We start from the raw sequence: 18,923 nt of genomic DNA on the forward strand, positions 1-18,923 counted from the left end.
CTTTAAAGGATGCTATTTATGATAAATTCTGCCTCAGAATCGTCTTCATTACGTGAGGACAGATTTGAACTTGCGTCAATATTGCGAACATTCCAAAAACAAAAGCAAACGCTAGTTTTGGGTTGTCCTGACAATGAGACGGAGAGCTTTAAACTAATAAGAATGGAAGCTAGCCGTATTCGATTTGCGCCTATACATACCTGCGAGACTTTAGGAAAGTCCTTAGTTTTAGTGGCTGAAGGTAGCGAAGCAAAAATTATATTTAGCGTCACCAACATAATCAGTGTCGAGCAACAAGGTGAGAAACAGTGGTTAGGTGAACTCGTACCTAAGTTTTCCTATATTCAACGTCGCATCAATTTGCGTGTTCCTGTTCCACTGCGCGAAGCTTTTTCGCTGTCTATCCATCTTCCTGGTTACGTAGAATTACAGCGTTTTTTTATCGATAACTTCTCAAATGCCGGTATTGGTTTATTTAGTCATGGTGAACCCAATGAAGCCTTTAAGATTGGTGCTATTTTTAAAAAAGTAGACCTAGATTTAGGGGAATATGGCAAATATAAAGTTAATATAGAGGTTATTTCTCTTGGTGAACTGGACGAACCGTTACCTGAACATCCAGAGTTTACACATCGGCTCTCCGTACGATTTTTAAATCTATCACTCATTACGCAGCGCACATTTAATAAGATCGCCTATACCTTTGAGGTCAATTTTAACCGTCGGCGCTAAGCAGAGAGTAGGCATGAGTACTCTTTTGGTGTATTAATTATCCTTAACTAACTCGTTTTTCTGCTTAGAGAAAGATTAATTTTAAGGGGTGGTCATGGTGCTTGAAACAGAACGTTTGCGATTACGTCAGTGGCAAACCTCTGATTTGATCCCGTTTCGGGAAATGAATCAAGATCCCGCAGTGATGCGCTTTTTTATGAATCCTCTCAGTGCTGCACAGAGTGATGAATTGGCGAAAACATTTCGTTTAATCATTCAACGTAAAGGATGGGGATTTTGGGCGGTTGAGTTAAAGTCTACTGCCCAGTTTATCGGCTTTTGTGGACTGCATGAGCAGCCAGATAAGTTTACGTTTTCACCTTGCGTCGAAATCGGTTGGCGGTTTGCTTCGCCATTTTGGTCACAAGGATTGGCGACAGAGGCTGCCCAGCGAGTGCTACAATTTGCTTTTGAAAGTCTTAGTCTTCAGCAGGTCGTGGCTTTCACTTCTGTGCATAACCATCGTTCAGAACGGCTAATGCAGCGGCTTAATATGTCGCGACAACGCACTTTTAAACATCCCCATATCCCTGCCGATCATGAATTATCCGAACATCTTTTGTACGCAATACAACATTCTGAGTTTTTATTGCCCTAAAACAAGGTATCCGGATAAAAGAGGGGTTTCTGACGATCTATCTCACGTTTTATCGATAACCGACTTGAGGCTCACTGACGAGTCTGACAAATTACGTCGATTAAGGTAAAGGGGTGTGATGAAGATCGTCAAAATTTTGAACAACAATGTGGTCGTTGTTCAACAAGGCTCTCAAGATGAGCAGATTATTATGGGTCGAGGTATCGCCTTTCAAAAACGTTGTGGCGACAGCATTGATCACAGCAAAATTGAGAAAGTTTTTGCTCGGCAAAATAATCCACTTTTCGACCATTTTATTGAACTGATCAAACAGATTCCGCTCAATGTGCTGCTCACCTGTGATCGTATCGTGGCCTATGCACGTGAACAACTTGGTCCATTGCAAGAAAGTCTATTTATTTCCCTTGCGGATCATTGTTTTGGTGCTTTGGAACGAAAGCGTAAAGGACAAGAACTTCATAACCGTTTGTTGTGGGAAACGCAGCATTTATATCCGAAAGAGTACCAAGTTGCAGTGACGGCATTACAGATTATTGAACGAAGACTGGGGGTTCTACTAAAGGAGGACGAAGCGGGGTTCATTACGCTCCATTTCGTGACTGCCCAGCTTCAGGGAGATATGCGTGAGATCACTCAAGTCACTCGTCTCATGCAAGAAATATTAAACTTGGTCAAATACCACTTAAGTATTGATTATGACGATAAAAGTTTTAGCTATCATCGTTTTGTCACACACTTGAAATTTTTTGCACAACGTTGTCTTAATCATACCGATGTAAGCAGTGACGAAGGAGAATTGACCGAAACGATCCAAAAGCAGTACCCCGTTGCGTGGGCGGCGGCGGAATTAGTCGGTAAACATCTTTTTCAACACTACCAACATCAAATTCAGCCTGAAGAGTTACTGTTTCTCTCCTTACATATAGAGAAACTTCGTAAAGAAGCGCAGCGTATTCAATAAATTAACAGGGTTGTTACTACCTCGGTAGGCAAAACCTGGAACCGGCCCAATAGTGGCAGGTTCCGGGTTTTTTTGTTTTTAAGGGATATAAACCGTATATGGGATTATTGGAGGAAAGATGGATTATCAATCACTCGCGAAAAAGATTTTGGCAGGAGTGGGGGGCAAGGACAATATTAGTCACTTTGTTCACTGCGCCACACGCTTGCGTTTTAAATTAAAACAACCTGAACTCGCTGACACAAAGGCGCTAAAACAGTTACCGGAAGTGATAGCGGTGGTGAATAGCGGTGGTCAGTTCCAAGTGGTTATCGGTAATCAAGTGAATGAGGTCTGGGAGGCTATTAAGGCTCTTTCCGGTGAAGGAACAAATAGCCCAAACACTGCCAGCGAGACAGAAACTCAGTCGCGCGAAAAAACAACATTATTAGCAAGGCTTATCGATATTGTTTCGGGTATTTTCACACCTTTTATTGGCGTGATGGCGGCATCGGGAATTATGAAAGGGTTGCTTGCCCTAGCCATTGCTTGTGGTTGGCTTACCGATAAAAGTGGTACCTATCAAATTTGGTATGCGGCCAGTGATGCACTTTTCTTCTTCTTTCCGCTTTTTATTGGCTATACCGCCGGGCAAAAATTTGGTGGAAGTCCATTTATCACGATGGTTATTGGTGGGGCACTCACGCATCCATTGATGATTCAGGCATTTGAAGCTAGTCAGTCCGCTAGCGGCGTAAAAGAGTATTTCCTCGGAATACCGATTATTTTTATCAACTACAGCTCTTCGGTGATCCCAATTATTTTATCGTCCTGGGTCAGCTGTGAGATAGAGAAGCGTGTCAAGTTACGTCTGCCTCTGGCAGTGCGAAGTTTTTTAACTCCGGTTGTATGTTTAGCGGTGGTCGTCCCGTTGACATTTCTTGGCATCGGTCCATTAGCGACTTGGTTGAGTCAACTTTTAGCGGAAGGGTACGAACTGATTTACCGTTTTGCACCTTGGCTGGCAGGTGCTGCCTTAGGTGCCGTATGGCAAATTTGCGTTATTTTTGGCCTACATTGGGGGTTAGTCCCACTTATCTTCAATAACCTTGCGGTATTGGGGCAAGACTCTATGTTACCGATGATCTTACCTGCGGTAATGGGGCAGGTCGGCGCAGTGCTGGGGATCTTCCTTTACAGCAAGGATCCGCAACAAAAAGCGCTCGCAGGATCGTCCTTTTCTGCTGGGATCTTTGGGATAACAGAGCCGGCTATTTATGGCTTAACCTTGCCGCTACGACGCCCTTTTATTATTGGATGTGTGGCCGGATCAGTCGGTGGCGCTATCGTTGGTTTTGCGGGGAGCCACAGCTACTCTTTTGGAATGGCGAATATTTTTACCCTGATACAAATTATACCTTCTACCGGGATCGATAGCACAGTATGGGGAGCATTTATCGGTAATGCCTTAGCCATTATGATTGGTTGCGTGGGAACTTATTGTTGGGGACGTAGCGTCGGAACTTCGCTACCCACAACGATCGCTGAAACATCACCGCCTGAAGCCACGGTGAGCGATGAACCCTCCTCTTCTATTATCCTTACCCCGCTTGTCGGGCAGATTGTTCAAGTCGAGGAGATCCCTGACCCAACATTCTCAGGGGGCCTTTTAGGCAAAGGGATTGGAATATTGCCGAGCAAAGGTGAAGTACGAGCCCCCTTCTCTGGAACGGTTGAATCCCTCTTTCTCACTAAACATGCTTTGGGACTTCGCAGTGATCAAGGCGTTGAATTATTGATTCATGTCGGTATTGATACCGTCAAATTAGCCGGAGCGCCTTTTACGGCTCATGTACAAGAAGGGGATCGTATTCACCCGGGAGACTTGCTACTGACCTTTGACTGCCAAGCTATTATTGATGCCGGGCTCTCTTTGGTGACGCCAATTCTTATCACTAACAGTGATGATTTTGGCGAGGTTGATTGTCTAGCAAGCGGTGAAGTCACAGAGCAACAGCCATTATTACTGATAAAAGCCTAAGTTAAGGAGATGACAATGAAACAGTTTCCAACCGATTTTCTGTGGGGGGGAGCCGTGGCGGCTAACCAAGTAGAAGGTGCTTGGCAAGAAGGCGGTAAGGGGGTATCGACGTCAGACGTACAACCTCATGGTATTTTTGGTGAAGTCAATCAGCGGCATGACAACACATTTAGTCTTAAAGATAAGGCGATAGATTTTTACCATCGCTATCCTGAAGACATTGCGTTAATGAGTGAGATGGGATTCGGGATTCTTCGTATCTCTATTGCATGGACGAGGATTTTCCCTAAGGGAGATGAATTAACGCCCTGTGAGGCTGGACTCGCTTATTACGATAAGTTGTTTGATGAACTGGAGAAACACGGCATTCAGGCGATGGTAACCCTATCTCACTATGAAATGCCGTGGCATCTAGTTACCGAGTATGGTGGTTGGGTGAATCGTGAAGTGATTACCTGCTTCGAGCGCTATGCCAAAGTGGTCTTTAAGCGATACGGAGAAAAAGTGAAATGGTGGTTAACCTTCAATGAAATCAATATGTCGTTACATGCCCCATTGACGGGTGTCGGCCTGCAAGCCGGATGTACGGAAAGTCATGTGTATCAAGCCATTCATCATCAATTAGTTGCCAGCGCATTAGCGGTACGTGCTTGTCATCTTCTTATTCCAAATGCAAAAATCGGTAACATGCTACTTGGTGGCTTAGTCTATCCACTGACCTGTAAGCCCAATGATGTCTTTGAAACGCTACAAGAAAACCGTAAATGGTTATTTTTCGGTGATGTGCAGTGCCGAGGGACTTATCCTGGTTATATGTTGCGTTATTTTCGAGATAAAAAAATTGATGTCGTGATCACGGATGAGGATAAGCAGACCCTTAAACATACCGTCGACTTTATCTCTTTTAGCTATTACATGACGGGCTGTGTTACTGCCGATAAGACCTTAAATAAACAGATCCGCGGGAATATCCTCGATATGGTGCCTAACCCTCATCTCCGTGCTTCTGAATGGGGGTGGCAGATTGATCCTGTTGGTTTACGAACATTACTCAACGTGTTGTGGGATCGTTATCAAAAACCACTCTTTATCGTTGAGAATGGATTAGGCGCGAAAGATCAGCCTGATGCCCAAGGAGAGATCAGTGATGATTATCGCATTGATTATCTTAACGATCATTTAGTGCAAGTTCGAGAGGCACTGCAAGACGGTGTTGAAGTGCTTGGCTACACCTCGTGGGGGCCTATCGACTTGATCAGTGCCTCGAAAGCAGAAATCAGTAAGCGCTACGGATTTATTTACGTTGATCGTCATGATGATGGTTCGGGGACGTTAGCCCGGTCACGTAAAAAAAGCTTTTATTGGTATCAGGAAGTCATTCGTACGCACGGTGCGAGTTTAAAAGAATCTTAATGGTAAAACGCAGGGAGGCGATATTTCAGCCTCCCTTTTTTTCAGTACATCCCGCTTAGAGTTAGAATATCATCATCATCCACGGATAACCGATAAGCAGTAGGGCGAGTAGAAAAATCAATCCAAAAATCGATCCGAGTCGCCAATAATCTTTTGTGGGGAGATAGCCGCTGCCGTAATAAATGGGGCTTGGGCCTGTGCCATAAGGCGTGATAATTCCCATAATGCCGAGAGAGGTAACGAGCAATAAGCAGAAGATCGGCATATTTATGCCCGGTATTGCGGCTCCAATGGTTAATATTGCCGGAAGTAGCGCAGTGGTATGTGCTGTTGAGCTGGCAAAAAGATAGTGGAGCAAGTAGAACGCTAAAAATAGCATAATGGTTGCAACGGTAGGGCTAATGCCGGTTAATAAGATTCCAGCTTCTTGGCCTAACCAACGGATGAAGCCGACACGGGCGAGTCCATCGGCGAGCGCCACTAAGGTGGCAAACCAAGCAAATGTGTTCCAGGCAGGTTTATTGCTCGTAATGTCATTCCACGAGAGCACGCCTGTCCATAACATCAAGACGACCACTAACAATGCCGCCATAGCCGGCTCAATCCAAGCAGCAGCGAAGATCCACATGAGTAGTGCACAGCATACAAAACAGAGCAGTAAAATTTCGTTACGCGACATTTTACCTAATTTTTTAAGTTCGTTAGCGGCCCATTGTGGTACTTGTTCATTGATTTTTACTTCAGGCGGATAGAGCCAGTAAGCAAGAAGAGGCATTGTTGCAATCAGGATAATCCCTACCGGAAGAAAGGCTAAGAACCAAGTTCCCCAACTAATATCAATTCCGACCACACTCTTCACTAATGCAAGAGCTAATAAGTTAGGGGCTAAAGCGGATAAAAACATTGAGCTCGTGATACATGCTGCCGTAATCGCTACCCACATTAAGTAAGAGCCAATTTTGCGCGCACTCGGATCATTTGGCTTTGAGCCATAAAGCGGTGGAAGATTTGCGATAATCGGGTAAATCGTTCCACCACTTCGGGCGGTATTCGAGGGCGTAAAAGGAGCCAACAGAAGATCTGCAAGGGTAATTGCGTAACCAAGCGTGAGGCTTTTTCGACCTAAAAACTTCACTAAAATTAAGGCTAAACGTCGACCCAAGTTAGTTTTGTCATAACCTGCGGCAAACATAAAAGCACCGAAAATTAACCATACTGTCGAGTTACTAAATCCACTGACTGCCCATTTAAAGGCTTGGTTGGCCGTTTTGAAATTCGGATCGGCTAACTGTTCCGGGCTGAATAACAGCCATTGATTAAAGATGGCTACAATGACGATTCCGGTCAAACCAATAACTGCACCTGGTAAGGGTTCAAAAATTAAGCCGACTATCACGGCGGCAAAAATAGCAAAAAAATGCCAAGCGTGAGGCGATAAACCATTTGGAGTCGGTGTCACTAATAATAATAGAGCGACCAGAGCGGGAAGGAGAAAAATAATAATCTTTTTAGTCTTCCCTTGCATAGGAGGGGGCTGGGAAGACAGCATTTTTTCATTGTTTTTATTCATGAATAATTACTCAGTAATATAGCGATGAAGGAAATAATACAGTCGAATATCTCTTCACCATCATCGATTTTTTAATCGCTCGGGTGTTGATTTCTATCAAAAGATAAAGGGGTGTTTTGCATCCTACTATAAACTTGATTTATTTATTGATCCTAAACAAATTTATATTCATTTAATACAAAATAAAGAAAAATCATATAGTTAAATAAATGTTAACAGTTATTTAAATTTAAGAGTTATTAATTTTTTAGACCTTTAATTTTTGCTCTTTATTAATATTCTTTGATCTAGACAAAGAGGAGACAAAATCAGTTCCGCTTATAGTGGAGGGAAGTAAATGTCTTAGCAATCCGATAACTGCTCTGGAGCGCCAATGAACCTTCCTACAATTTTTAATACTGCACTGCGTTTTTCAAAGGGAAAAACCATCAAAAATAGATTATTGATGGCCCCCATGACGACCTGTAGTGGTTTTTATGATGGCAGCGTGCCGCAAGAATTGGTCGAGTATTACGGTAAGCGCGCACAAGGATTAGGGGCAGTCATTGTTGAGTGCTGTTTTATTGAACCTCTCGGTCCGGCATTTCCAGGAGCGTTAGGGATTGATAGTGATAAAAAAATCCCCGGGCTTGCTCGGATTGCAACAGCGATTAAGCAGCATGGTGCACTGGCTATTCTACAAATCTATCATGGCGGGCGTATGGTTGAGCCTGAACTGATCGGTGGTAAAACGCCTGTTGCCCCCAGTGCAATTGCCGCAGCGCGGGAAGGTGCCGCGATACCGCGGGCACTCAGTAGCCAAGAGGTGGAAGCGCTGATTACTAAATTTGGCGATGCAGTCAATCGTGCAATTAAAGCAGGATTTGATGGCGTAGAAATTCATGGGGCCAATACCTACTTAATACAGCAATTTTTTTCCCCACATTCTAATCGTCGTGATGATTATTGGGGAGGTGACCGAGAAAAACGTAGCCGTTTTCCATTGGCAGTATTGGATATCACCCATCAGATGGTTGATCGTGCAGAAGCCTCGAATTTCATTATTGGTTATCGCTTTTCGCCAGAAGAAATGGAAAAACCGGGAATTACATTTGAAGATAGCCTTTATCTACTTGATAAGTTAGCAGAACGGGGTCTGGATTATATCCACTTCTCTCTCGGTCATTGGTCTCGATCCTCCATTATCGATCTTGATGATCAGATACCGTTGATCACTCGGTATCGGCAAGCCATAACTACCACCAAGTTTCTTGCCAATGTCCCAGTTATCGGTGTTGGTGGTATTGTTAACCGATCAGATATCGATCAAGCCTTCGACGCCGGCTACGATCTCCTAGCCGTAGGTAAAGCCTGTATTGTTTATCCCGATTGGTATCAGCGTATGAACGCGGGTGAAGAGCTGCGCCTTGAGATGGCGAGTACACAGCGTCAAGTCCTCTGTATTCCAGAGCCCTTATGGCATTTCTCATTAGTCGACGCGATGATCCGTGATGTGCAAAGTGCCGGTAAGAAGTTTAAAGCGGGGATCTATCATGAGAAAGTGGAAGCTGAGGCTTTAAAACTCAATATCGACGTCCAGCTTGATACGGATCGCATTACGGATATTAGGCTGCAACCGGATAGTTGTCTTGATGTGGATTTCACTCAAACCTTTGAACAATTGCGTACACGTATGCTAGTCGCTAATAGTCCTTATGTTGATGCTATTGCGGGTGCGACTACTCAAAGTGAGGCACTTAAGAAAGCGGTATCACGCGCACTCTCAACCTCCAGTAAAAACTGGGTGCTGGAGTCGGGCAAAGATCTTGCAAGTATTGAGCAGTACGATGTTATTGTCATTGGGAGTGGTGGAGCGGGGTTAGCGGCAGCGATAAATGCCCATGATTTAGGGGCAAAAGTTGTTATCGTCGAGCGTATGCCAACTCTAGGCGGCAACACAATAAAAGCCTCTGTAGGGATGAATGCTGCTGAAACTCGCTATCAAGAAGAAAAAGGGATCCACGATTCCAAAGTCTGTTTTTACGAAGAAACGCTCAAAGGGGGAAAGTATAAAAATGACCCTGCTCTATTACAGCAATTTGTTGAAAAGGCTCCTGATGCTATTACTTGGTTAGCGCAGCAGGGTATTACACTCAGTGATATTACCATTACTGGAGGGATGAGCATTGACCGTACCCACAGACCTGCAGACCGCTCAGCAGTAGGGGCATTTCTTATTAGTGGTTTAGTGAAAAATCTTAACCAGAGACATATTGAAGTCTTACTGGATACGAAAGCCGAACAGATTGAATACCATCAAGGAAAAGTTACCGGCCTGAGGGTGGTGGATGAATATGGAGAAAGTCGTATTTTACAGACCAAAGCGATCATCGTGGCTACGGGAGGATTTAGCGCCAATACGAAAATGGTAGAGCATTATCGCCCTGAGCTGGCCGGGTTTGTCACGACAAATCATAAAGGTGCAACTGGAAGTGGTATTACACTGCTACAAGCCTTAGGTGCGGCAACTGTCGATATGGCTGAAATACAAATTCACCCAACGGTTGAACAGCATAGCGCTTATCTAATATCTGAATCGATTCGCGGTGGAGGAGCAATACTGGTTTCACAAGCGGGTGATCGTTTTTGTAATGAGATGGAGACGCGGGATAAGGTCTCAGCGAAAATTATTGGGCTACCAGAGCACAGTGCCTGGATCGTCTTTGATGAACAAGTCAGATCCCAAAATAAGGCCGCTGATGAATACTTAGCTAAAGGTTTTGTGATCCAAGGTGAGGGTATTAATGATCTTGCCTTACAGATCGCGATGGATCCGGCCGCGTTAACTCGTACGCTAACGACCTTTAATCAAGCTGTTCGTCAGCAACATGACCCCCAATTTGGCCGTACGACAGCATTACGGCATCCCTTAGAGCAGGGCCCTTTTTATGCGATTAAAATTGCCCCCGGTGTTCATCACACTATGGGCGGCGTCGCCATCACAACGCGTGCACAAGTTTTAGACACACAGCATGAGCCGTTAAACGGAATATGGGCTGCTGGGGAAGTCGTGGGGGGGATTCATGGTGCTAACCGTATTGGCGGTAATGCCGTGGCCGATATTATTATCTTCGGGCTCTTAGCTGGCGAGCAAGCGGCTACTTGGGTTAAAACGGCTTAACTTTCAACTGAACTAGGCACTATGATTCATTATGAAGCAGTAATGATGGGATCGCCGATCCGTTTATCGTTATCAACGGATAAGCCAGATCGTGCACGATCGGTTTTTCAACTGATCCGCCAACAAGAGCAACTATTAACGGTTAATCGGAATGACTCTCTGTTAATGGCGGTAAACAGATCTGCGGGGCAGTGCCCCGTCGTTGTCCCCAATGATGTATTTCAGCTAGTTTCACTTGCTAAGCAGGTCAGCCTATTACCGGGGAGTCTTTTTAATGTTGCAATAGGCCCCTTGGTGAAAGCCTGGCGTATCGGTTTTACCGGTTGTTCACCACCGCCCACGAGTGTACTCCGTTGTGCGATGCAACATATTGATCCACAAGATGTTGTGCTTGATCCTGATCGCCAATCGGTATTTTTACGCAAAAAAGGGATGGAAATTGATCTGGGGGCGATTGCTAAAGGCTATATTGCAGATAAGATCTGTCAGTATTTAAGTGAGCAGCAGGAACCTTATGCTCTGATCAATTTGGGAGGCAATATTCATACCCTCGGACAACCTGAGCACGGGCCTTGGCAGATTGGTTTGCGTAAACCATTTGCAGCAGCGACGACCTTAAGCGCACGTTTAGCTGTTTGCGGACGTTCGGTGGTGACTTCGGGTATTTATGAACGTTTTTTTCTCCATCAGCAGCAGTGTTACCACCATATTCTTGATAGTCGCAGCGGCTATCCCCTGAATAATGATTTATTGAGTGTCACTGTTGTGAGTGAATCTTCTTTAATGGGCGATATATATAGCACGCTGTTGTACGGAATGGGATTGGCAGGCAGCCTAGCATGGCTAGCTCATCATCCGGAGCTCGAGGCCATCATGATCACACGAGACAATGCAGTGATCTGCTCCTCACAGCGAAACTTCCACTGTCAGGTGCTTAATGAGCTTGTCTAACTCGCTATCCAGGGAAACGGGAAAGTGGCGATATTCAGTGCAAGAGATCATTAACTACATTCTCCCTTCTTTGAGGTCACCTCAAAAAAGGGAGTGGCTGGCTAGGCGACGGCCTGCTGTTGCAACGGGCGGCGTTTCAATGCTTGATGGAAAGCCTCAAGATTATCGTGAAGCCGTGTTTTTACGTCTTCATCAATTCGCGCTGGGTGTGTCGCATCGCCATAGTGAATTTGTTGATCACAGGTATAGACGCCACTAATGATCTCTTCCGCTTTTAATGCTGCGACCAAAGGTTTTAAAGTGAAATCAAGCGCTAACAAGTGATTTGAACTGCCTGCGGTCATCAAAGGTAAAACCACTTTATGTGCAAAAGCACGTTCTGGCAGTAAATCAATTAGCGCTTTAAGAATGCCGGTATAGGCAGCTTTATAAACGGGCGTGGCGATAATAATGCCATCTGCTTGCGCGACGTCTTCCCGGAACTGAGCAATCGTTGGATGTGAAAATTGTGCATGAAGCAAGACCTCTGCAGGAATATCAGTTGCACGCCAAGTTAAGGTTTTAGCTCCACGGTGGCTTAACCAATCGGCAGAGTGCTCTAAAAGAATTTGGGTGCGTGACCGATCGGCAGGACTACCCCCTATTAATAAAATTTGCATTAGTTAGCCTTCTTTATGTGAGATAGATCCCCAGTGTGGCGATATTTTTCCTCTGTGTGAAGCAAAAAAATTAGCAAAGTTTATCAATAAAGAGCGTTTAGCGATCTAAGGCGTGAATATCCATGAGCATTAGGGCGTTCTCGAAAGGGGGGAGAGAACGGAATTATTACTCGTTACAGAGCAACTGAGGGGGTTGGGTAGGCACTAGAGTAGGGCGGTTGCCAACGTCTTATCCAGTGGTAATAGGATCTTCGGGTCAATGAGTTAGGGGGATCATGGCAAGATCGCCATGATCCGTGATATTTAACGGGCCGTCAGTGGCTCGGTGCAGGGTAACTGTGCAATAATCCGCTCCGCAGCTTGAGTAAACTGTTGGTGATTGAAATGATTCCTCACATATTTACGGGCGGAAGCACCATAAATACCCAAAATTGAGGGGTCGATAAATATCTCTTGCAGTGACGAGGCAAGCGCTTTTTTCAGGTCACCAGATAATACAAAGCCAGTTCTTCCCGCTTGTACAGCATCTCGCATTTCACCGACCGGTCTTGCCATAATGGGTAAACCTACATTCATCGCTTCATGTACGGCTAAACACATCCCTTGCTGATCTGACGGCTGTACATAAAGATGCAGTCCAGATAAGAAGCTCGTGATATCGGAAGAAAAATCGGGAAGTCGCACAATACCCTGAAGATTGCGCTCAATGACTTTATCTTCTAATCGCTCACGCTCAGGCCCATCGCCGAGGATGGTTAATTGTATCCGCTGACGCAGATGAGGATACCTCACTAAATAATCACCTAAAGCATCAATCAGTGCTAAATACTGTTGAGCCTTATAAAGCGGGCCCACGCTGCCAATTTGCAGACGAGATTGCCCATCCCAGGGTTTGGCTTGCGGTGTCTGTTCATTATATTGAAATAGCGGCCATGTCATCACTCTCTCAGCAGGAATATGCATACGGTGTTGTAGATAATCGACAACCGTTTGTGAATCCCCGACCCACAGTGTGGAACAATGACGTAAGCAATAGGTGTAGCTCTTTACGTTCGCACTGTGCTGAAAACTAATCACTGGGATCCCCCGCATTTTTCCAGCACATTGGCCAACTAAATTACCAAAACTCGAGGAAGTCCAGATTATATCTGGGCGCTCTCGATGGATTACAGAAAGATAGCTGGCAAGAACAATAGGTAAAGCACGACGTCGAGAAGAGAGCTCAGTATAACTCAGTCCTGCTTCCATAAAATGAGGCGCTATATTGAGCTCGCGGGGCTGGCACGCAATAATCGATACGTCATGGCCGAGATCTTTTAACGCAGTAACGATATCAGGGATAGCGAATTTAGCTTCCCCGGTCTCTAAACTTGTAATGAGATAATGAATTTTCATCAGCTTGCACCTGTTTTCGAGGTTTATGCGGTAAGTTGGCGATATCGTTTGGGATGCCAAGCTGTTTTCACTGCTTTCCCGCAATTTCCTCTATTCTACCGGTTGTAAGTTAAACAATTCTTATACATTACAGAATAAGGGTACCGTTACGTTGATCCATGAGAAGATAAATATTTTTTCGGGTAAAAAGAAACAATGAGTAATAGAAAATAGTATTTAATTAGATTTTATCATAAATAAACATAGAGTCATTTATAGGGCTAAACTAGTAATATTATATATATTATTTTGAGTAGGTGACGGGGTTATTATTATTTTTTATCAAAATAGAAATTATAAAATTCAATCAAATTTACCTCATTACATATTATAGCATTAACTTAGCACTGTACGATAGTACGTCAGTCTTTGGGTGATTTTTTCCTTCTTCACCTATTTTTATAAATAATAACAATTTATTTCTATATTAGACGGAAACTTAACATTCCCTATTCCTGATTTTCCCACTGTGGCAGATAAAGACAATATTACAGGAGTCCCCCCTCTTGCATTACTTAGTGGCAGGCTACCAAATACTGTCACCTTAATCACATAGGCGATTTATCAATAACCTTTACAACGCGAAGGTATCAACGACTACAGTGTGACGCGAGGCGTTTACATACGGTTTTAATGATGCGAGTAGCCCTTAAATATATCGATTCTATTCAAGGGCACTTGGCGACAATCATCGGTCATGGTTACAAATATAGCGAGGCTTCTTCAGTGTGTTTTTGGTGGTATTAACGTTATACACACAGATAACTGCGACCAATAGTGCGCTTGCCATAAAGCAGTACGAAGCGTTGGGACTCCCCATTGCCCCGTTGAGGAATCCTACAAAATAGGCCCCTAAGAAAGCACCTAATGCTCCAAAACTATTAATGAGCCCAATAGCAATACCGGACACATTTCTGGGAAGTAACTCGGGGATTAGGGCGAAAAAAGGGCCATATGGCGCGTACATACAAGCAGTGGCAATAATCAATAAGCCATAAGAAAGCCAAAAGTGACTATCCGCAAGCAGACATGAGGCGATAAAAGCTAAACTGGCGATCATCAATATAGGCCAAATAAATACTTTACGATTCAACAGATTATCAGATAACCACGAGACGATAACCATCAGTATCACGGCCGCTAAATAAGGGGGTGCCGATAACCATCCAACCGAAACAATATCTATTGATGAAGCGGATTTGATAATCGAAGGGAGCCACATCATCAATCCATACACACCAATACTCCATAGCGTATAAGCGAAGGAGAGCAGTATGACATTGGTACAACGAAGTCCTTGGACGTAATTGGCTATTGGTTTGATGGAGGCTTGTTCATTATCCATGACTTGTTGTAGTTCAGCTTTTTCTTTAGCAGATAGCCAATTCACGTCAGCCGGTTTATCCCTAACTAGCCACCACCATATTGCCGCCCAAAGTAGTGCAGGGATCCCCTCGATAATGAACATCTCTCGCCAACCGTAGGATTGAATGAGATAGCCGGATAACACGGACATCCATAATACGGTTATCGGATTACCTAAAATTAAAAAGGTGTTAGCACGTGAACGTTCTTCCTGTGTAAACCATGTACTGATATAAATCAGCATCGCCGGCATCGCCGCGGCTTCCACAATTCCCAGTGTAAAACGAATAACTAATAAAGCCGGAATATTGTTTACCATGCCGGTTGCTGTCGCACAAAGGCCCCAAAGTACTAAGCAAATAAACAGTAGCTTTCTGACGCTTCGCCTTACAGCGTAAAGCGAACTGGGGACTTGAAAGATAAAATAGGCTAAAAAGAATAGTGCGCTCATCAACGATGCGGTATTTTTAGAAATGCCTAAATCATTCTCTATCCCTGCTACGACTGCAAAACCGAAGTTAGCCCGATCTAAGTAAGCGAAGCTGTACGTCGTAAAAATGATCGGCATTAAATACCACCACCGACGTGCACTAAGTATTTTTGCTTTGTGAGACATGGTATGCCTGTTGCTCATGAGTACATAAGAATAAGTGATAACTAAACCGCTATGTAATGGTTAAACTCTTCCTGTCCTGACTTTTTATATTCATAAATTTTGTTACTAAATATGTGAGTGCGGGTAAATAGTAGCAGAGTCCATGATGGAAGCGAGTGAATACGATGAGCCGACGGAATAAAACGCAATGGAACCGATTGCGTTCGCCCATGAGTTGTAAAACCCGAGGAGCCAGTAATGATAAATATCGATTTGAACGCTGATTTAGGCGAGGGAAGCCCGCATGATGCCGAACTCTTAGCTCAGGTTTCCTCCGCCAATATCGCTTGTGGATTTCATGCCGGGGATGCCACCACAATGCTTAACAGTGTTCGCGAAGCAATTAAAAGAGGGGTTGCTATTGGCGCCCATCCGAGCTTTCCGGATCGAACGAATTTTGGTCGAACGGCAATGACATTGCCTGCTGAAACGGTCTACGCACAAGTACTTTTTCAGATCGGTGCTTTAGCCGCCATGACACAAGTACACGGTGTTCGTCTGCAGCATGTTAAACCTCACGGTATGTTATATAACCAAGCAGCACGTGATCCCCAGTTAGCCGATGCCATAGCGAAAGCCGTGTTTGATTTTAATCCCAAGCTGAGGTTAGTCGGACTTGCGGGGAGTGATTTGATCCGTGCCGCAGAGCACTATGGATTAGCGACGCGCCAAGAAGTCTTTGCCGATCGCCGCTATCAATCGGATGGTAGTTTGGTGCCCCGAACACAAGTTGGAGCGGTGATCGAGGATGAAGAGCAAGCGGTGGCGCAAAGTTTGCAGATGATTCAACGCGGAGAGGTTCAGGCAATTAGCGGTGAACGAGTTGCCGTTGTGGCACAAACTCTCTGTTTGCACGGAGATGGAGAGCATGCGTTACGTTTTGCTCGCCGTTTACGTCAAACGTTTCAGTCCCTGAATATCAATGTGGTTGCTTGATGCGAACGATAGAGAGAGGAATTTGAAGTATGACAGAGAGTATTTCTTTGTGGCCGTTAATCGGCATTGCCGTAATTGTCATCGGGTTTATTTTACGTTTTCATCCCGTGCTAGTGGTTGTGGTTGCGGGTATTGTGACAGGGTTGGCGGCACAAATGTCCCTGCTCACTCTCTTGGAAAAGATGGGTGCGGGCTTTCTTAACACGCGTAATTTACCGTTTATTTTGCTGTTACCTCTTGCAGTGATCGGATTGTTAGAACGCCATGGCTTGAAAGAGCGTGCACAATGGTGGATCAGTAAGATAGCGGGGGCGACCACCGGACGTTTGCTGATTGTTTACCTTTTGATTCGCGAGCTTACTGCTGCATTGGGTCTTACCAGTTTAGGTGGCCATCCACAAATGGTTCGTCCTCTGTTGGCCCCCATGGCCGAAGGGAGTGCCGAGCGTGTTTATGGTCCACTTCCTCCAGATGTTCGTTACCGCATTCAAGCCATGGCTGCCGCGACGGATAATGTTGGATTATTTTTTGGCGAGGATATTTTCGTTGCCTTCGGTGCTGTGCTTTTTATGCACAACTTTATGTTTGAATCGGCGGGCTTACAAACTGAACCCTTGCATATCGCGTTATGGGGGATACCGACAGCCTGTTTTGCTTTCGTGATCCATAGCGTACGTCTTTCTCGATTAGATCATTATTTACGTCGTGAAATCGCCAAGGCTGCACAAGGTGACACGGGAGAAAAAGCATGATTTTCCAGCAGAACTATCTTTACTGGCTGGCCGGAGCTGTGTTGTTGGGCGTCGCGGTAATGTCGTGGCGAGATAAAAATAATCCTCGACGTATTACCACTGGGCTATTTTGGGGAATTTATGCTGTTCTATTTTTTATCGGTGATTGGACTTATCAGCTGATAGGGAGCACGCGGCAGGTCAATATCATGGTAGGGATTGCGGTAGTGATTATGGCATTAATGGCTGGGTTAGGAGGAGTAAAATTAGGGAAATATACGCAGCGAACCCCCGAACAAAGAGAAAAGAGTGCACGACGTCTTGGTGGGCGCCTTTTTCTCCCGGCATTAACCATCCCGCTCGTCACCGTGATTGGTGTTTTACTCTTTACTTTTTTCCCCTCGCTTCAAGCCGGTTTCTTTGGCGCTGAGCACTCTGCAACGTTAGTGACACTTTTTTCAATGACACTCGGATGCGTGATAGCGTTGGTGATGGCTCTGGTTATTACCGGTGATAGAGTTTCTCAGCCTTTGCAAGAAGCTCGGCGACTACTGGATTCTGTTGGCAGTGTTTTTATTCTACCGCAAATTCTTGCGATGCTTGGACTACTGTTTACTGCTGCAGGGGTAGGGCACAGCCTCTCTTGGCTTACCGAACACTATTTGGCCGTCAATAATCGTCTTATCGCGGTAATGGTTTACGTAGGAGGGATGGCGCTATTAACCATGATTATGGGGAATGCATTTGCCGCTTTTCCGATTGTTACCGCTGCGGTGGGGATCCCTATTTTAGTCTTACAACAAGGGGGAAATCCTGCAGTGATGGCCGCTATCGGTATGTTTTCCGGATATTGTGGCACGTTAATGACACCGATGGCTGCTAACTTCAATATTGTTCCTGCTGCCTTATTAGACTTGCCAGATAAAAATGCTGTCATTAAGGCACAGATCCCCACAGGGCTGTTGTTATTAGTCGTCAATGGGGTCCTGCTTTATTTCTTCATGTTTTTATAAGGATGGAACAGTGAAAACGGTATTGCTAATGGGTTTTGAACCCTTTGAACAGGAAGTTGTGAATCCTTCATGGGAAGCGATAGCGGGATTTCATGGTCAAATAATGGCTGGCTATCATATTATTTGCCGCCAACTTCCGTGTGTATTTGGCGAATCTCTCGATATGCTTTTCACGGCTATCGACCGTTTTTCACCTGCTTTAGTTATCGCGGTTGGCCAAGCAGGGGGGCGAACGGATATATCGATTGAGCGCATTGCCATAAATATTGATGACGCACGCATTGCGGATAATAAAGGGAATCAGCCTATCGACCAGCCTGTGATAGCTGACGGGCCAACTGCATGGCTGAGTACGTTACCCATCAAATCAATCGTGTGGGCGTTACAACAGGCAGGTATTCCAGCTTCTGTCTCTCAAACAGCGGGAACCTTTGTTTGTAATCATGTCATGTATGGATTACTTCATATGCTCAGTCAACGTCCAATGAGTAAAGGGGGATTTATCCATATTCCGTATCTTCCACAGCAAGCCGCAGCACATCTTGGTGCGGCGAGTATGTCTCTTGAAACGATGCAGCGAGGGATAGAGATTGCCATTCTGACTGCCCTTAGTGTTGAGACAGATATTCCATTGACCGGAGGAGCAACGCATTGAAAACTATCCCTCTTCAGAGTGATACAGAGAA

Annotated in this window: 15 protein-coding genes; 11 read left to right on the forward strand and 4 right to left on the reverse strand. The window is 44.8% G+C overall.

Annotated elements, in window-relative coordinates:
* The first annotated feature begins 18 nt into the window (after nt 1-18).
* The 5 genes from HGT73_RS00970 (at nt 19) to HGT73_RS00990 (ending at nt 5,763) form a co-directional block, all read left to right on the forward strand.
* Entirely contained in the window at nt 19-732 is a 714-nt protein-coding gene (locus HGT73_RS00970) for a PilZ domain-containing protein (RefSeq protein ID WP_214211785.1), read from the forward strand.
* A 97-nt stretch (nt 733-829) separates the two neighbouring features.
* Nucleotides 830-1,369 (forward strand): GNAT family N-acetyltransferase, encoded by a 540-nt coding sequence (locus HGT73_RS00975; RefSeq protein WP_214212081.1) that lies wholly within the window; start codon nt 830-832, stop codon nt 1,367-1,369.
* 118 nt (nt 1,370-1,487) lie between these two features.
* Entirely contained in the window at nt 1,488-2,330 is an 843-nt protein-coding gene (licT, locus tag HGT73_RS00980; RefSeq protein ID WP_214211787.1) for a BglG family transcription antiterminator LicT, read from the forward strand.
* A gap of 118 nt (nt 2,331-2,448) precedes the next feature.
* Complete coding sequence (bglF, locus tag HGT73_RS00985; protein ID WP_214211789.1) at nt 2,449-4,350, forward strand: PTS beta-glucoside transporter subunit IIABC; 1,902 nt, start codon at nt 2,449-2,451, stop codon at nt 4,348-4,350.
* Between the two features lie 15 nt (nt 4,351-4,365).
* Nucleotides 4,366-5,763: a glycoside hydrolase family 1 protein gene (locus HGT73_RS00990; protein WP_214211791.1), complete on the forward strand. Its 1,398-nt coding sequence runs from the start codon at nt 4,366-4,368 to the stop codon at nt 5,761-5,763.
* 61 nt (nt 5,764-5,824) lie between these two features.
* On the opposite strand, the gene HGT73_RS00995 is transcribed toward HGT73_RS00990, so the two are convergent.
* Entirely contained in the window at nt 5,825-7,312 is a 1,488-nt protein-coding gene (locus HGT73_RS00995) for an anion permease (protein ID WP_407073134.1), read from the reverse strand.
* 394 nt (nt 7,313-7,706) lie between these two features.
* Here HGT73_RS00995 and HGT73_RS01000 point away from each other — a divergent pair, with 394 nt between their 5' ends.
* A complete protein-coding gene (locus HGT73_RS01000; protein WP_214211793.1) occupies nt 7,707-10,493 on the forward strand; it encodes a flavocytochrome c in 2,787 nt (928 codons plus the stop codon).
* Between the two features lie 21 nt (nt 10,494-10,514).
* Nucleotides 10,515-11,444: an FAD:protein FMN transferase gene (locus HGT73_RS01005; RefSeq protein ID WP_214211795.1), complete on the forward strand. Its 930-nt coding sequence runs from the start codon at nt 10,515-10,517 to the stop codon at nt 11,442-11,444.
* 101 nt (nt 11,445-11,545) lie between these two features.
* On the opposite strand, the gene ssuE is transcribed toward HGT73_RS01005, so the two are convergent.
* From ssuE to HGT73_RS01020, 3 genes are all read right to left on the reverse strand, one after another.
* Nucleotides 11,546-12,103: an NADPH-dependent FMN reductase gene (gene ssuE / locus HGT73_RS01010; protein ID WP_214211797.1), complete on the reverse strand. Its 558-nt coding sequence runs from the start codon at nt 12,101-12,103 to the stop codon at nt 11,546-11,548.
* Nucleotides 12,104-12,406: 303 nt separating this feature from the next.
* Nucleotides 12,407-13,498, reverse strand: coding sequence for a glycosyltransferase family 4 protein (locus HGT73_RS01015; protein ID WP_214211799.1), 1,092 nt, complete (start codon nt 13,496-13,498; stop codon nt 12,407-12,409).
* Between the two features lie 727 nt (nt 13,499-14,225).
* The gene (locus tag HGT73_RS01020) at nt 14,226-15,470 is read right to left on the reverse strand and encodes an MFS transporter (RefSeq protein WP_407073130.1); all 1,245 of its coding nucleotides are present in this window, start codon (nt 15,468-15,470) and stop codon (nt 14,226-14,228) included.
* Between the two features lie 288 nt (nt 15,471-15,758).
* On the opposite strand from HGT73_RS01020, the gene pxpA reads away from it, so the two are divergent.
* The 4 genes from pxpA to pcp are packed head-to-tail and all read left to right on the forward strand — an operon-like array spanning nt 15,759 to nt 18,892.
* The gene (gene pxpA / locus HGT73_RS01025) at nt 15,759-16,493 is read left to right on the forward strand and encodes a 5-oxoprolinase subunit PxpA (protein WP_338111569.1); all 735 of its coding nucleotides are present in this window, start codon (nt 15,759-15,761) and stop codon (nt 16,491-16,493) included.
* Between the two features lie 29 nt (nt 16,494-16,522).
* Nucleotides 16,523-17,245, forward strand: a complete 723-nt coding sequence (locus HGT73_RS01030; RefSeq protein WP_214211805.1) for a DUF969 domain-containing protein — start codon at nt 16,523-16,525, stop codon at nt 17,243-17,245.
* Nucleotides 17,242-18,237: a DUF979 domain-containing protein gene (locus HGT73_RS01035; protein ID WP_214211808.1), complete on the forward strand. Its 996-nt coding sequence runs from the start codon at nt 17,242-17,244 to the stop codon at nt 18,235-18,237. Before HGT73_RS01030 ends, HGT73_RS01035 begins: the two co-directional genes overlap by 4 nt.
* A 10-nt stretch (nt 18,238-18,247) precedes the next feature.
* Nucleotides 18,248-18,892, forward strand: coding sequence for a pyroglutamyl-peptidase I (gene pcp, locus HGT73_RS01040; protein ID WP_214211810.1), 645 nt, complete (start codon nt 18,248-18,250; stop codon nt 18,890-18,892).
* The last annotated feature ends 31 nt before the right edge of the window (nt 18,893-18,923 follow it).

It is taken from the genome of Rosenbergiella australiborealis (assembly GCF_018494035.1).
In the GTDB taxonomy this organism is placed as follows: domain Bacteria; phylum Pseudomonadota; class Gammaproteobacteria; order Enterobacterales; family Enterobacteriaceae; genus Rosenbergiella; species Rosenbergiella australiborealis.

Coding starts and splice junctions, on each gene's coding strand:
- HGT73_RS00970 (WP_214211785.1), top strand. CDS start 19: ATGATAAATTCTGCCTCAGAATCGTCTTCATTACGTGAGGACAGATTT.
- licT (WP_214211787.1), top strand. CDS start 1,488: ATGAAGATCGTCAAAATTTTGAACAACAATGTGGTCGTTGTTCAACAA.
- bglF (WP_214211789.1), top strand. CDS start 2,449: ATGGATTATCAATCACTCGCGAAAAAGATTTTGGCAGGAGTGGGGGGC.
- HGT73_RS00990 (WP_214211791.1), top strand. CDS start 4,366: ATGAAACAGTTTCCAACCGATTTTCTGTGGGGGGGAGCCGTGGCGGCT.
- HGT73_RS00995 (WP_407073134.1), bottom strand. CDS start 7,312: ATGCTGTCTTCCCAGCCCCCTCCTATGCAAGGGAAGACTAAAAAGATT.
- HGT73_RS01000 (WP_214211793.1), top strand. CDS start 7,707: ATGAACCTTCCTACAATTTTTAATACTGCACTGCGTTTTTCAAAGGGA.
- HGT73_RS01005 (WP_214211795.1), top strand. CDS start 10,515: ATGATTCATTATGAAGCAGTAATGATGGGATCGCCGATCCGTTTATCG.
- ssuE (WP_214211797.1), bottom strand. CDS start 12,103: ATGCAAATTTTATTAATAGGGGGTAGTCCTGCCGATCGGTCACGCACC.
- HGT73_RS01015 (WP_214211799.1), bottom strand. CDS start 13,498: ATGAAAATTCATTATCTCATTACAAGTTTAGAGACCGGGGAAGCTAAA.
- HGT73_RS01020 (WP_407073130.1), bottom strand. CDS start 15,470: ATGCCGATCATTTTTACGACGTACAGCTTCGCTTACTTAGATCGGGCT.
- HGT73_RS01030 (WP_214211805.1), top strand. CDS start 16,523: ATGACAGAGAGTATTTCTTTGTGGCCGTTAATCGGCATTGCCGTAATT.
- HGT73_RS01035 (WP_214211808.1), top strand. CDS start 17,242: ATGATTTTCCAGCAGAACTATCTTTACTGGCTGGCCGGAGCTGTGTTG.